At 75.0% G+C, this 12,691-nt stretch carries 13 protein-coding genes; 2 read left to right on the plus strand and 11 right to left on the minus strand.

What is annotated here, in order from left to right; genetic code table 11:
• Positions 1-11: 11 nt before the first annotated feature.
• The 4 genes from ACFV4P_RS29510 to ACFV4P_RS29525 form a co-directional block, all read right to left on the minus strand.
• A complete protein-coding gene (locus tag ACFV4P_RS29510; protein WP_380476278.1) occupies positions 12-1,850 on the minus strand; it encodes a tetratricopeptide repeat protein in 1,839 nt (612 codons plus the stop codon).
• Positions 1,843-2,112, minus strand: coding sequence for a hypothetical protein (locus tag ACFV4P_RS29515; RefSeq protein WP_380476280.1), 270 nt, complete (start codon positions 2,110-2,112; stop codon positions 1,843-1,845). The genes ACFV4P_RS29510 and ACFV4P_RS29515 overlap by 8 nt, the downstream gene beginning before the upstream one ends.
• A gap of 109 nt (positions 2,113-2,221) precedes the next feature.
• Positions 2,222-2,572, minus strand: coding sequence for a hypothetical protein (locus tag ACFV4P_RS29520; protein ID WP_380476282.1), 351 nt, complete (start codon positions 2,570-2,572; stop codon positions 2,222-2,224).
• A gap of 87 nt (positions 2,573-2,659) precedes the next feature.
• Complete coding sequence (locus ACFV4P_RS29525) at positions 2,660-3,232, minus strand: TetR/AcrR family transcriptional regulator (protein ID WP_380476284.1); 573 nt, start codon at positions 3,230-3,232, stop codon at positions 2,660-2,662.
• 118 nt (positions 3,233-3,350) lie between these two features.
• Here ACFV4P_RS29525 and ACFV4P_RS29530 point away from each other — a divergent pair, with 118 nt between their 5' ends.
• Complete coding sequence (locus tag ACFV4P_RS29530; protein WP_380476286.1) at positions 3,351-3,845, plus strand: DUF4267 domain-containing protein; 495 nt, start codon at positions 3,351-3,353, stop codon at positions 3,843-3,845.
• Positions 3,846-3,861: 16 nt separating this feature from the next.
• Here ACFV4P_RS29530 and ACFV4P_RS29535 read toward each other — a convergent pair whose 3' ends face one another.
• The 6 genes from ACFV4P_RS29535 to ACFV4P_RS29560 all read right to left on the minus strand — a co-directional run bounded on the left by ACFV4P_RS29535 (position 3,862) and on the right by ACFV4P_RS29560 (position 10,652).
• Complete coding sequence (locus tag ACFV4P_RS29535) at positions 3,862-4,971, minus strand: PLP-dependent cysteine synthase family protein (protein WP_380476288.1); 1,110 nt, start codon at positions 4,969-4,971, stop codon at positions 3,862-3,864.
• Between the two features lie 123 nt (positions 4,972-5,094).
• Positions 5,095-7,662 (minus strand): FtsX-like permease family protein, encoded by a 2,568-nt coding sequence (locus ACFV4P_RS29540; RefSeq protein ID WP_380476290.1) that lies wholly within the window; start codon positions 7,660-7,662, stop codon positions 5,095-5,097.
• Positions 7,659-8,408 carry an ABC transporter ATP-binding protein gene (locus tag ACFV4P_RS29545; RefSeq protein ID WP_380476292.1) on the minus strand — a complete coding sequence of 250 codons (750 nt, stop codon included), beginning with the start codon at positions 8,406-8,408 and terminating at the stop codon, positions 7,659-7,661. Before ACFV4P_RS29545 ends, ACFV4P_RS29540 begins: the two co-directional genes overlap by 4 nt.
• The gene (locus ACFV4P_RS29550) at positions 8,405-8,680 is read right to left on the minus strand and encodes an SHOCT domain-containing protein (RefSeq protein WP_073815867.1); all 276 of its coding nucleotides are present in this window, start codon (positions 8,678-8,680) and stop codon (positions 8,405-8,407) included. The genes ACFV4P_RS29545 and ACFV4P_RS29550 overlap by 4 nt, the downstream gene beginning before the upstream one ends.
• Positions 8,681-8,799: 119 nt before the next feature.
• On the minus strand, positions 8,800-9,462 hold the full coding sequence (locus ACFV4P_RS29555; protein ID WP_073815866.1) for a response regulator transcription factor: 663 nt from the start codon (positions 9,460-9,462) through the stop codon (positions 8,800-8,802).
• Positions 9,459-10,652 carry a sensor histidine kinase gene (locus ACFV4P_RS29560; RefSeq protein ID WP_380476294.1) on the minus strand — a complete coding sequence of 398 codons (1,194 nt, stop codon included), beginning with the start codon at positions 10,650-10,652 and terminating at the stop codon, positions 9,459-9,461. The genes ACFV4P_RS29555 and ACFV4P_RS29560 overlap by 4 nt, the downstream gene beginning before the upstream one ends.
• Positions 10,653-10,808: 156 nt before the next feature.
• On the opposite strand from ACFV4P_RS29560, the gene ACFV4P_RS29565 reads away from it, so the two are divergent.
• On the plus strand, positions 10,809-11,711 hold the full coding sequence (locus ACFV4P_RS29565) for a UTP--glucose-1-phosphate uridylyltransferase (RefSeq protein WP_380476296.1): 903 nt from the start codon (positions 10,809-10,811) through the stop codon (positions 11,709-11,711).
• Positions 11,712-11,789: 78 nt separating this feature from the next.
• On the opposite strand, the gene ACFV4P_RS29570 is transcribed toward ACFV4P_RS29565, so the two are convergent.
• Positions 11,790-12,656 carry a PhzF family phenazine biosynthesis protein gene (locus ACFV4P_RS29570; protein WP_380476298.1) on the minus strand — a complete coding sequence of 289 codons (867 nt, stop codon included), beginning with the start codon at positions 12,654-12,656 and terminating at the stop codon, positions 11,790-11,792.
• Positions 12,657-12,691 lie beyond the last annotated feature (35 nt).

The following is a 12,691-nucleotide window of genomic DNA, read 5'->3' on the forward strand; positions in this document are numbered from 1 at the left end:
CGGCCCGCCCCTCACTCCGCAAGGCCACACTCGATCCGTCCCCGCTGTCGGACCGCACGCGGGTCGCCGTACTCGGCGAGCAGCGCGAGCGCGGCCGTCCAGTGGGTGCGGGCGGCGTCCGGGTCCCGAGTGCGCAGGGTCTGGGCCAGACCGGCGAGGCTGAGGGCTTCGTGCCAGGGGTCGGCGAGGTCGTGGTGGGTGGCGGCGGCGAGGTGGAAGAAGGCGGCGGCCTCGTCGGGGCGGTCGAGGCGGAGGTGGGTCTGTCCGGCGCCGTGCCAGGCGAGGGCTTCCCGGGTGCGGTCGCCGAGGCGGCGGTTCAGGGCGGCGGAGCGGTGGTAGGCGTCGAGCGCCTCCGTGTACTGGCCGGTGGCCTGCTGGGCGTCGCCGAGGGCGAGCAGCCAGAACGCCTCCAGCCGGTGGTTGCGCAGGCTCAGTGCGATCTCCACGGCTTCCTGGGCGAACGTCAAGGCCTCCCCGTTCTCGCCCTGTTCGCGCAGGATGTCGCTGAGCAGGCGCAGAACGTTCCCCTCGCCGCGCCGGTCGCCCGTCGCACGGTACGCGGCGAGGGCCTGTTCGGCGGCGGACCGGGCCGGTTCGGGGCGGCCCGCGTGGTGGTGGACGCCGGCCAGGTTGGCGAGCGCGGTGGTGGCCCACTGGGCCTCGCCGAGGTGCCGGAACGCGGCGAGGGCCTGCTCGAAGTGGGCGGCGGCCTCGTCGAGTTGGCGGCGTCGCAGGTGGCCCAGGCCGAGCAGGTTGAGCGCGTGGGCCTCGTTGACCCGGTCGCCCAGCTCGCGCCAGAGCGCGAGGGCGTCCCGGTGGTGGTGTTCGGCGGCGTCGAGCAGGTTGACCCGGGTGCAGGCCATTCCGAGGTCGGTGAGCAACAGGGCCCGCGCGGCCCGGTCTCCCTGCCGCTCGGCCGCCGCCAGGCCGAGGCTGCCGACCGGGATCCAGTCCGCGCCGGGCGGGGAGGGGGCGGGCGCGTTCCAGGACGCGGCGGCCAACTGCCAGGTGTGCCGGTCGAGTCCCGCCGCTTCGGCGGCGCGTACGGCGTGCAGGAGGTTGGTCCGGTCGCGTTCGGCCCAGTCCACGGCGGCGTCGTGGTCGGCGAAGGTCAGGGGCTGCACGCCGTCGTCCGGCGTTCCGAGCGGGAGGCGGTCCTCGGCCGGGCTCAGCCACTGCTGGGCGGCGTCGGCGGTGTGCAGGTACCAGTCGAGCACCCGCCGGAGTGCGGCCTCCCGCCGGGCCGGCGACTCCTCCTGCTGGGCCTGGTCGGCGGCGTAGGCGCGCAGCAGGTCGTGGAACTGGTAGCGGTCGGGCGCGGTCTGCTCGACGAGGTGCGCGCCGACCAGGGTGTCGAGCAGCTGTCGGGCCCGGCCGGCCGTCAGTTCGGCGAGCGCGGCGGCGGCGGGCAGCCCGAACTCGGGCCCGGGGTGCAGGCCCAGCTGCCGGAACAGCCGGGCGGCGGGTTCGGGCAGCGCCCGGTAGGACCAGGCGAACACGGTGCGGACGGCGTCCGCCTCCTCCTCGTCCCCGACGCTCAGCACGTCCCAGAGGGCGGATTCGTCCCGCAGGTCGGCGATCAGGTCGTCCAGCCCGAGGTGCGGCAGGCTGGCGGCGCGCTCGGCGGCGATCCGCAGGGCGAGCGGGAGTCGGGCGCACAGCCGGGCGAGCTCGGCGAGCTTCGCGGGGTCGTCCGGCGGCCGGTGCCCGGCGGTGACGGCCCGCAGCAGCCCGACGGCCTCCGGCTCGGGCAGGGTGCCCACCGTGAGACGGCGCGCCCCGTCCCGCACGGCGAGCGGCGACAACCGGCTCCGGCTCGTGACCAGCGCCGGGGCGCGGCGCTCAGGCATCCGGGATGTCCGGCTTTGCGGCGGCGAGCATCGCGCCGGGGATGACGACCAGGCGTTCGTCGTCGCCGATCAGGACGCCGTCGGGCAGGTGGTCCCGGTAGGCGTCGGTCGCGTCCGTGCCGATGACGGCGATGTCTCCGTTGGCGAGTTGCCAGATGTCGGGGCACTCGTCGCGACCGTCGGAGGTTCCCAGCTCGGCGGCCGACTTCCCCAGTCGCCTGGCGAACGGTGCGGAGACATCAGCCTCCCACGCCCTGTCCATGGGTTCCCCCTCCATCGGCGAAACAGTGGTGGGCAATCCTATCGCTGACGCACCGTCACCGAGCAGTGCCCAGCGGTGGTTTCCCCGAGAGTGCCGGTACGGGCGCGGGCTACGGTCCGAGCGGGCAGGTCTGGGCCGGGGCGGCGAGGAGGACGGTCAGGGCGACGGCGGTGGTGGCGATGCCGGCGACGACGGCGAGGAGGCGGACGAATTCGGGGTCCTCGGGGATCCGGGTGCGCAGGCCGGTCCAGCGGGTGAGGCGTCCGGCGAGGGCGCCGCCGGCGGCGACGAGGGTGAAGCAGACCGGGAGCAGGGCGTTCAGGGCGGACGGGCTGCCGGGTTCGAGGTGGCTGTCGCACCCCGTCCAACTGCTGGCGACGATCTTGATCGTGGCCAGGGTGGCACCTGCGGCGAGCACCGCTCCGATGCTCGCGGTGGCCGGTCGTCCCAGCAGGTTCACGGCGCCTCCTCCTCGGGGCCGCGCCCGCTGCGCGCCCATCCCCCTCCCGGACGTGCGGCGCGCCCGGATGGTTGCGTCGACGGGGGGTCAGAACACGGCGGTGAAGGCGGCCATTCGGCTGTGGTCGAGGTCGGGGCGGAGGCGTCCGCCGCGGGTGAGGGTGGCCATGCCGTGGAGGGCGGACCAGGCGAGTTCGGTGTAGCCGGCGGGGTCGAGGCCGGCGGCGGTGGCGCTCGTGGTGGCGGGCTCGGCGATGGCGGCGAACGCCTCGTGCAGGGCGGCGGGCGCCTCGGGGGTGCCGAACGGCAGCGGGTTGGCCATGGTGAAGATCGCGTCGTAGAGCGCGGGGTTGGCGACGGCGAACGCCAGGTACGCCCGGGCGACGGCCCCGAACGCGGCCCGCGGCTCGTCGAACTCGGCTGCGGCGGCCCGCAGTCGGACGGCCAGCTCGGCGCACCCCTGGACGGCGACGGCGGCCACGATGGCGTCCTTGCCGGCAAAGTGGCTGTACAGGACGGGCTGGCTGTACTCGATGCGTTCGGCGAGGCGGCGGGTGGTGACGGCGTCCCAGCCCTCGGTCTCGGCGAGTTCGCGGGCGGCCCGGACGATCAGCTGTTCCCGTTCGGCGCGTTCGCGCGCCCTGCGCTCCTTGATAGCCATGCCCGAAACCCTAGCACCGCTAGACAACTGACGGTCCGTCGGTCTAGCGTTGTTCACATCGCTAGCGCCGCTAACCAACAGGCGGCGCAGCCCACTTCACGACCCTGGGGGAACCACCATGTCCATCGCCGCCACCCTCGCGAACGCACCCGCCACCGGCCGCGTCCGGTTCCACCTCGCCACCGTCGGCACCGTGCTGATCGGCCTGTTCCCGCTCTGGTTCGGCATCAGCTACATCGTCGCCCCGGAGTCCACCGCGCCCGGTTTCGGCCTCCCGGCGTGGCCGCACGGCGACGCCGCGATGTTCCTGATCACCAAGGGCATCCGCGACGTGGTCTCCGGCCTCGTCCCGCTCTCCCTGCTGCTGCTCGGCCACCGCCGCGCCTCCGCCTGGGCGCTGCTGGTCACGGCGCTCATCCCGATCGGCGACGGCACCACGATCCTGACCCACCACGGCAGCACCGCCATGGCGTTCGGCGTCCACTGGGCGACGGCCGCGTTCATGCTCGCCACCGCCGCCCTGGTCCTCACCGAGAAGCGCAGCACCGCCGAGAAGCGCGGCACCGCCGAGAAGCGCAGCACCGCCGAGAAGCGCGCCACCGCCGGCCGCTAGGTCAAGTCGCCGGCCGCTACGCCCACTCGCCGCCCGCGAGGAACGCCTCCAGGGCGGCGCGGTGCGGCCCCGGGTCGATGTGCTCGGCGGCGAGCCACTCGTCCGAGTAGTACTTGTCGAGGTAGCGGTCGCCGGGGTCGCAGATCAGCGTGACGATGCTGCCGGTGCGGCCGGCGGCCCGCATCTCGGCGACCAGCTTGAGCGCGCTGTACAGGCCGGTGCCGGTGGAGGCGCCGGCCTTCTTGCCGAGGACGGCCTCCAGCAGGTGCACGGCGGCGATGGACGCGGCGTCGGGGACGCGCATCATCCGGTCGATCGCGCCGGGCACGAAGGAGGGCTCCATCCGGGGGCGGCCGATGCCCTCGATCCGGGAGGAGGTGGGGACGGTGGCCTCGGGGTCGCGGCGCACCCAGCCGTCGAAGAAGCAGGAGTTCTCCGGGTCGGCGACGCAGATCATGGTGTCGTGCTGCATGTAGTGCACGTACCGGGCGATGGTCGCGGAGGTGCCGCCGGTGCCGGCGGTGGCGACGATCCAGGCGGGTTCGGGGTGCGGTTCCATCCGCAGCTGGGCGAAGATCGACTCGGCGATGTTGTTGTTGCCGCGCCAGTCGGTGGCCCGCTCGGCGTAGGTGAACTGGTCCATGTAGTGGCCCCCGGTCTCGGCGGCGAGCCGGGTGGAGGCCTCGTACACCTCGCAGGCGTTGTCGACCAGGTGACAGGTGCCGCCGTGGAACTCGATCAGTTCGATCTTGGCGCGGCTGGTGGAGCGGGCCATCACCGCGACGAACGGGACGCCGATCAGCTGCGCGAAGTACGCCTCGGAGACGGCGGTGGAGCCGCTGGACGCCTCGATGACGGGCTTGCCGGGCCGGATCCAGCCGTTGCACAGGCCGTACAGGAACAGCGAGCGGGCCAGTCGGTGCTTGAGGCTGCCGGTGGGGTGGGTGGACTCGTCCTTCAGGTACAGGTCGATGCCCCACTCGGCGGGCAGCGGGAAGCGCAGCAGGTGGGTGTCGGCGGAGCGGTTCGCGTCGGCCTGGACGCGCCGGACGGCCTCCTTGAGCCAGGCCCGGTACTCCGGATCGGAACGGTCCACGTCCGAAGTCGAAAGGGTCGGAACGGTCATCGCACACTCTCCTCGCACCCGCCGGACACCCACCCACTGTAACAGGCGACTACGATAAGTGACGGTTACGGCGGCCCCAGCTTCCCCTTATGGGAAGCCGGGGCCGCACGACGCGACGGAGCGTCAGATCGCCGCCACCGCTTGCAGGATGTCCAGCCGGGCGGCCCTCGCCGCGGGCCGCAGCCCGGCCAGCGCGCCCGCCACCAGGCCGACCAGCGCGACGATCGCCAGCCGCCCGACGGGCAGCGCGAACGAGCCGGTCCCGGCACTGTCCGCGGCCCGGGTGAGCGCCCAGCCGAGCAGCGCGCCGAGCGCCAGCCCGCCGGCCGTGCCGAACGCGGCGACCAGCACCGACTCCCAGCGCACCATGGCCCGCAGCTGCGCCCGGGTCTGCCCGACGGCCCGCAGCAGGCCGAGCTCGCGCAGGCGTTCGTGGACGGCCAGGGTGAGCGTGTTGGCGATGCCGAGCAGCGCGATCAGCACGGCGAGCGCCAGCAGCGCGTAGACCACCGAGAGCATCATGTCGACGCCGGACGCGGCGCTCTCGGCGTACTCGTCGCGGGTCTGCACCTGCGGGTTGCCGTAGCCGTCGGCCACCCGCGCGATCGCGGCCTTCCCGGCGTCCAGGCTCACCCCGGCCTTCAGGGCGACGGCGACCAGCGTGTCGGAGTCCTGGACGCGGTGCGGCTGCCAGGCCTGGCGGCTGATCAGGTAGTCGCCGGTGACGCCGCCGCCCCGGTACAGCGCGCGGACGGTGAACGTGACCGTCCCGTCGGTGAAGCGCACGGGGACGACGCTGCCCACCCGCCAGCCCCGGGCGGCCGCCTCGGTGCGGGAGACGGCGAGGCCGTCAGCGCCCAGGTCGGCCAGCGAGCCGTCGATCCGCCCGAGGTCGGTGACCTGGGCCAGCTGCTCCGGGTCGGCGACGTCCAACTGCTTGCCGTGGCCGTCCACCTGGGCCACTCCCCGGCCGAGGCCCGCGGCGGCGCGGACCTCCGGCAGGGCGGCCAGGGCGGGGGCGAGCTTCGGCGAGACCCCGCTGCCGCCGGCCCCGGCGGCGGGGGCGCTGACGGCGAGGTCGCCGGCGAAGGACCGGGCGACGGTGTCGTCCAGGGTGGCCCGCACGGACGCGCCGAACACGGTGAACAGGGTGACCACGGCGACGCCCACCATCAGCGCGCTGGCGGTGGCGGCGGTCCGCTTCGGGTTGCGGGCGGCGTTGCGCCGGGCCAGCGCGCCGGTGACGCCGCGCAGCCGGGGCAGCGGCGCGCCGAGCAGCCGGACGGCGGACGCGGCGGCGACCGGCCCGAGCACCACGGTGCCCAGCAGCAGGGCGAGCGCCCCGCCGACGGTCAGCGCCAGCGACGGCCCGCGGGTGGCGCCGAGGATCAGCGCCGGCAGCCCGCCGAGCACCATCAGCACGCCGATGCCCGTCCGCACCAGGGCACTTCGCCCGGTCGCGGCCTCGTCCACGGCGGTCTCCCGCAGTGCGGCGAGCGGGGCGGTGCGGGCGGCGCGCAGCGCGGGGGCGAGCGCGGAGCCGGCCGCGACCAGGGTGCCGACCAGCAGCGGCAGCAGGACGGTGGCGGGTTTGACGACGGTGCCGCCGGTGGGCAGCGTGAAGCCGATCGCGGCGAACAGCGCCTTGAGTCCGGCGGCGACGCCGAAGCCGCCGAGCAGGCCGAGCGCGGAGGCCAGCAGCCCGAGGGTGAGTGCCTCGCCGAGGGTGGTGCCGAGGACCTGCCGGCGGCTCGCGCCGAGGGCGCGCAGCAGGGCGTTCTCGCGGGTCCGTTGGGCGGTGACGATGGCGAAGGTGTTGTGGATGGTGAAGGTGGCGACCAGCAGCGCGATGCCGGCGAACACCAGCAGCAGGGTGGTGAACAGTCCGAGGAAGCGCCCGGAGACGTCGGCGGTGGACTGCGCGGTGGCGTCCGCGCCGGTCAGCGCCTCCACTCCGGCGGGCAGCACCGGCCGTACGCGTTCGACCAGTTGGCGTTGGCCGAGGCCGTCGGCGGCGCGCAGCCGGACGGTGGAGACCTGGCCGCTGCCGTTCGGTGTCAGGTGGGCCTGGGCGTCGGCGAGGGTGAGCGCGGTGAAGGTGCTGGGGCCCATGCCGTCGGCGTCCGCGCCGAAGGTGGCGATGCCGACGACGGTGATCCGCACCGGGTCGGGGGTGCGCACCACGGTGGTGTCGCCGACGTGCAGCTTGCCGGCCTTGGCGGCGCCGCGGTTGATGACGGCCTCGCCGGGGGCGGCGGGCGCGCGGCCTTCGGCGAGCCGGTAGGGGTTGAGGGTCGGGTCGGCGATCCAGTTGCCGGCCCAGGTGGGCGGGCCCTGGCCGCCGACCGGCTTGCCGTCGGCGCCGATGAGCTGGCCCGCGCCCTGGACGGCCCCTTCGGCGGCGGCGACGCCGGGCACGGCGCGCAGCCGGTCGACGATCGCGGCGTCGAGCGGGGCGCGGACGCCGCCGGGGACGGCGGGGTCGGCGAGGGCGTCGGCGCTGCGGACCACGGCGTCGGTGCCGGCGTTGGCGTCGGCGAACAGGGTGTCGAAGTTGGCGCGCAGGGTGTCGCCGAGCACCATGGTGCCGGTCAGGAAGGCGACGCCGAGGACGATCGACAGCACAGTGCCGACCAGGCGGCGGCGGTGGGCGAGCAGCGAGCGCGTCCCGATCCGGACGGATGCGTTCACCGGGCGGCCGCCGGGGAGCGGCGTCCGTCGAAGGCCTTCATGCGGTCCAACACCCGTTCGGCGGTGGGCCGTTGCATGGTGTCGACGAGGCGGCCGTCGGCCAGGAACAGCACGGTGTCGGCGTATGCGGCGGCGGCCGGGTCGTGGGTGACCATCACCACGGACTGGTGCATGGTGTCGACGGCGGAGCGCAGCAGGCCGAGGACTTCGCCGCCGCTGCGGGAGTCGAGGTTGCCGGTGGGTTCGTCGGCGAACACCACCTGGGGGCGTCCGGCGAGCGCCCGGGCGACGGCGACGCGCTGCTGCTGGCCGCCGGAGAGCTGGCTCGGACGGTGGTGCAGGCGGTCGGCGAGGCCGACGACGTCGATCAGGGCGTCCAGCCAGTCGGGGTCGGGGGCGGCGCCGCCGAGGTCGAGCGGCAGGGTGATGTTCTCCCGGACGGTCAGCGTCGGCACCAGGTTGAACGCCTGGAAGACGAAGCCGATCCGTTCGCGGCGCAGCAGCGTCAACTCCCGGTCGCCGAGCGTCGAGAGCTCGGTGTCGCCGAGCCAGGCCCGGCCGCCGCTCAGGGTGTCGAGCCCGGCGGCGCAGTGCATGAGGGTGGACTTTCCGGAGCCGGAGGGCCCCATCACGGCGGTGAACCGGGCGGCGGCGAACTCGACGCTCACCCCGTCCAGGGCCCGCACCCGGGTCTCCCCCGCGCCGTACTCCTTGACGGCGTCCTCGACCCGGGCGGCGGCGCTCATCGCTTCACCCCGGGCGTGTCCTGGCCCTCGGTGAGGACGGCGCGGCGCTCGCGGTACTCGTCGGCGTCGATCTCGCCCTGCGCGTAGCGGCGTCCGAGCACCGCCAGCGGCGCGTGCTCGGCCGTGCCGGCGCCGCACCAGCCGCGGCGGCGCCACACCGTCCGGCGCAGCACCAGCACGGCGAACACCACGACCAGCAGCCAGAAGAACGGGAACACCAGCACCCAGGGGCCGGGCCAGTGCCCGTAGCCGTCGGCCAGCAGTTCGACCATCGGAAGTCATCTCCTCGGAAGGGGGCCGGGGATCGTCCCCTGCCCGCCCCTCCACCGTCCCGCCGGCCCCGCCCCCGCCGCGTCCCCCACCGGGCGGCACCGCGGGTACTCCCGGTGTACTACCCGAGCCAGCCGGGCCGGACCAGGCCGGATTCGTAGGCGGCGACGACGAGTTGGGCGCGGTCGCGGACGCCGAGTTTGACCATGGTGCGGCTGACGTGGGTCTTGGCGGTGAGCGGGCTGACCACCAGGCGGCGGGCGATGTCCTCGTTGGTGAGGCCGAGGCCGACCAGCGCGAGGACTTCGCGTTCGCGGTCGGTGAGGACGTCCAGGCGGGCGGTGGACGGTTCCTTGGAGCGGGCGGCGAACTCGCCGATCAGGCGGCGGGTGACGCCCGGGGAGAGCAGCGCGTCGCCGTCGGCGGCGACCCGCACGGCGCGCAGCAGGTCGCCGGGTTCGGTGTCCTTGACCAGGAACCCGGCGGCGCCGGCCCGCAGCGCCTCGAAGACGTACTCGTCGAGTTCGAAGGTGGTCAGCACGACCACCCGGACGGCGGCGAGTGCGGGGTCGGCGCAGATCCGGCGGGTCGCGGCGAGGCCGTCCAGGCGGGGCATCCGGATGTCCATCAGGACCACGTCGGGGCGCAGTTCGGCGGCCCGGGCGACGGCCTGTTCGCCGTCGTCGGCCTCGCCGACGACCTCCAGGTCGTCCTGCGCGTCCAGCAGCGCCCGGAATCCGGCCCGGACCAGCCGCTGGTCGTCGGCGAGCAGCACCCTGATCATGCGTCGATCTCCTTCGCGGTGAGCGGCAGCCGGGCCCGGACCTGCCAGCCGTCCGCGCCGTCGGGCCCGGCGTCCACGGCGCCGCCGAACGCGGCGGCCCGCTCGCGCATGCCGACCAGTCCGGTGCCGCTGCCGCCCGCGTCCCCGCCGCCGGGCGGCCCGGGGTCGGCCACCGACACCTCCAACCAACCGGGGAGCCACGCCAGTTCGACGGTGGCGGTACGGGCGGTGGAGTGCCGCAGGACGTTGGTCAGCGCCTCCTGGACGATCCGGAACGCGGCGAGTCCGAGGCCCGCGCCGAGCTGCCCGGCGCGGCCCTCGGTGCGGACGGTGACGGCCAGGCCCGCGTGGCCGGCCTGCGCGACCAGTTCGTCGAGGCGTTCCAGGCCGGGGGCGGGGGTGCGCGGCGCGGCGGCCCCGGGGGTGCGCAGCGTGCCGAGCACCTGGCGGACCTCGCCGAGCGCCTCCTTGCTGGTCGCCTTGATGGTGGTGAGCGCGTCCCGGGCCTGTTCGGGCCGGGCGTCGAGCAGTTCCAGGGCGACGCCCGCCTGGAGGTGGATCAGCGAGATCGAGTGCGCCAGGATGTCGTGCAACTCCCGTGCCATCCGCAGCCGTTCCTCGTCGGAGCGGCGTGCCCGGGCCTCCTCCTCGGCGGCCCGCACGGCGGCCATCTGCTCGCGCCGGAACCGGGCCAGTTCGGCGCCGACGAAGACCAGCAGCAGCCAGGCGGTGACGCCGAGCTCCTGCCAGCCCGCGACCGAGCCGGCGGGCGCGCCCAGCCAGGACGCGGGCACGGCGTAGCTCACCAGCAGGTGCAGCAGGTAGAAGCTGCCGGCGCTGATCCAGGCGGCCCGCCGGTGGCCGCGCTGCACGGCCGAGAAGAACGCCACCACCATCGCCACGAACGCCGGCCCGTACGGGTACCCGGCCCACAGGTAGAGCGCCGTCACGGCGGTGTTCGCGGCGACGGTGACCGCCGGGTACCGGGCGCGCAGCACCAGCAGCGCGGGGCCGAGCACCAGCAGCAGGTACCCCCAGGCGTCCAGCGGGACGCGTTCGCCCTGGTGCCGGCCGGCCGCGGTCGTCCCGACCACCTGGACGACCGTCACCACGACGGCGGCCGAGACCGGCCACCCCGCCTTGCCGGCCCGCACCCACACGGGCACCCACGGCTGCCGAACGTCTCCCATACCGGAAGGCTAACCGCGCCCCGGGCCCGCACCATCGGCCGCGCGGAGCAGACCCGCGTACTCCCGCCGCAGTACGCCCGGCCACGCGCCGTGATCGATCCGTCACCCCTGGTACGGTCGGTCCGGCACCGCGACCGCCCACCCGGAGGAGGCCCCATGCCCACCACCCTGCGCCGAGCCGTCATCCCCGCGGCCGGACTCGGCTCCCGGCTGCTCCCGCTCACCAGGGCCATCCCGAAGGAGATGCTGCCGGTCGGCGACCGGCCGGTGATCGAGCACACCGTGCGGGAGTTGATCGACTCCGGCATCACCGACATCACCGTCGTGGTGTCCGGCGACAAGTCGCTGATCCAGGACCACTTCCGGCCCAACCCGGCGCTGGTCGCGCAGCTGCGCGCGGCCGGCAAGGACGCGTACGCGGACGCGGTGGAGGACGTCGCGGACCTGTCCCGGCGCGGCCACATCACCTACCTGTTCCAGCACGGCCCGTACGGCAACGGCACGCCGGTGCTGAACGCGGCCCGCGACTTCGGCGACGAGCCGTTCCTGGTGCTGTGGCCCGACGACGTGTTCGTCGCGCAGGTGCCGCGCGCCCGCCAGTTGATCACCGCGCACGAGAAGACCGGCGCTCCGGTGCTGGCGCTGATGCCGATGGACCCGACCGAGTCGCACCGCTACGGCGTCCCGATGGTCAAGGAGGATCTCGGCGAGGGCGCGCTGCGCATCACCGGCCTGGTGGAGAAGCCCGACCCGTCGGTCGCCCCGTCGCACTACGCGGCGATCGGCGGCTACGTGCTGACGCCCGGCGTGGTGGACGAACTCCGCGAGCAGTACCGGCAGTTCCGGGCCAACCCGGTCGGCGAGCTGTACCTGACCGACGCGCTGAACGCGTACGCGGCCCGGCGCGCCGTGTACGGCCAGGTCATCGAGGGCCGCTGGTACGACACCGGCAACCCGCAGGCGTACCTGCTCGCGCAGTTCGCGCACGCCCTCGCGCACCCCGAGTACGGGCCGCCGCTGCTCGACCTGGCCCGCACCCGGCTCGGCCCCGGAGCCTGACGGGCAGCCGGGGCCGAGCGGGCGGCCGGGGCCGAGCGGGCGGCCGGGGGCGAGTAGCCGGCCGGGGCCGACGGGCCGTCAGGGGATGCGCACCGCCCGGCCGGTGACCCGGACCCGGACCTCGCCCTCGGTGAGGTCCACGGTCAGCAGGCCGGGCCGGCCGAGGTCCTCGCCCTGGTGCAGTGTCAGCCGGGCGGTCTCCAGGTGCCGCAGGTGGCGCAGGTAGGCGCCGAACGCGGCGGCGGCCGCGCCGGTCGCCGGGTCCTCGACGATGCCGCCGACCGGGAACGGGTCGCGGACGTGGAAGGTGGCGGCGTCCTGCTCCCAGACCAGCTGGAGGGTGACCAGGTCGAGGCGGCGCATCAGCGCGGCCAGCGCCTCGAAGTCGTAGTCGAGGTCGGCGAGTCGGGCCCGGGTGGCGGCGCCGATCACCAGGTGCCGGGCGCCCGCGTAGGCGATCATCGGCGGCAGCTGCGGGTCGAGTTCCCCGGCCTTCCAGCCGAGCGCGTCGAGGGCCTCGGCGAGGTCCGCGGCGTCGGCCTCCTCGACATACGGCGGAACACTCGTCAACGTCGCCGTGAACTCTCCGCGGGCGGTGCGCTCCACCGCGACCGGCACCGGGCCCGCCTTGGTCTCGAACAGCAGCTCGCCGGGGCCGATCAGCTCGCCGAGCGCGACGGCGGCGGCGATGGTGGCGTGCCCGCAGAACGGCACCTCCAGCCGGGGGCTGAAGTAGCGGACGGTGCGGCTGCGCGGCTGGTCGGGCACGGGCGTGAGGAACGCGGTCTCGGAGTGGCCGAGTTCGGCGGCCAGGGCCAACTGCTGCCGGTCGTCGAGCGCGGTGGCGTCCAGGACCACGCCCGCCGGGTTGCCGCCGGCGGGGTCGGCGGTGAAGGCGGCGTAGCGCAGCGGCTCGGCCGGATCGGCCGGTGTGTTGTCGGTCATGCCCGGCTGAACGGACGGCAGGTCACGGCCATTCC

The sequence above is a fragment of the Kitasatospora sp. NPDC059795 genome, from assembly GCF_042732175.1.
GTDB lineage: Bacteria > Actinomycetota > Actinomycetes > Streptomycetales > Streptomycetaceae > Kitasatospora.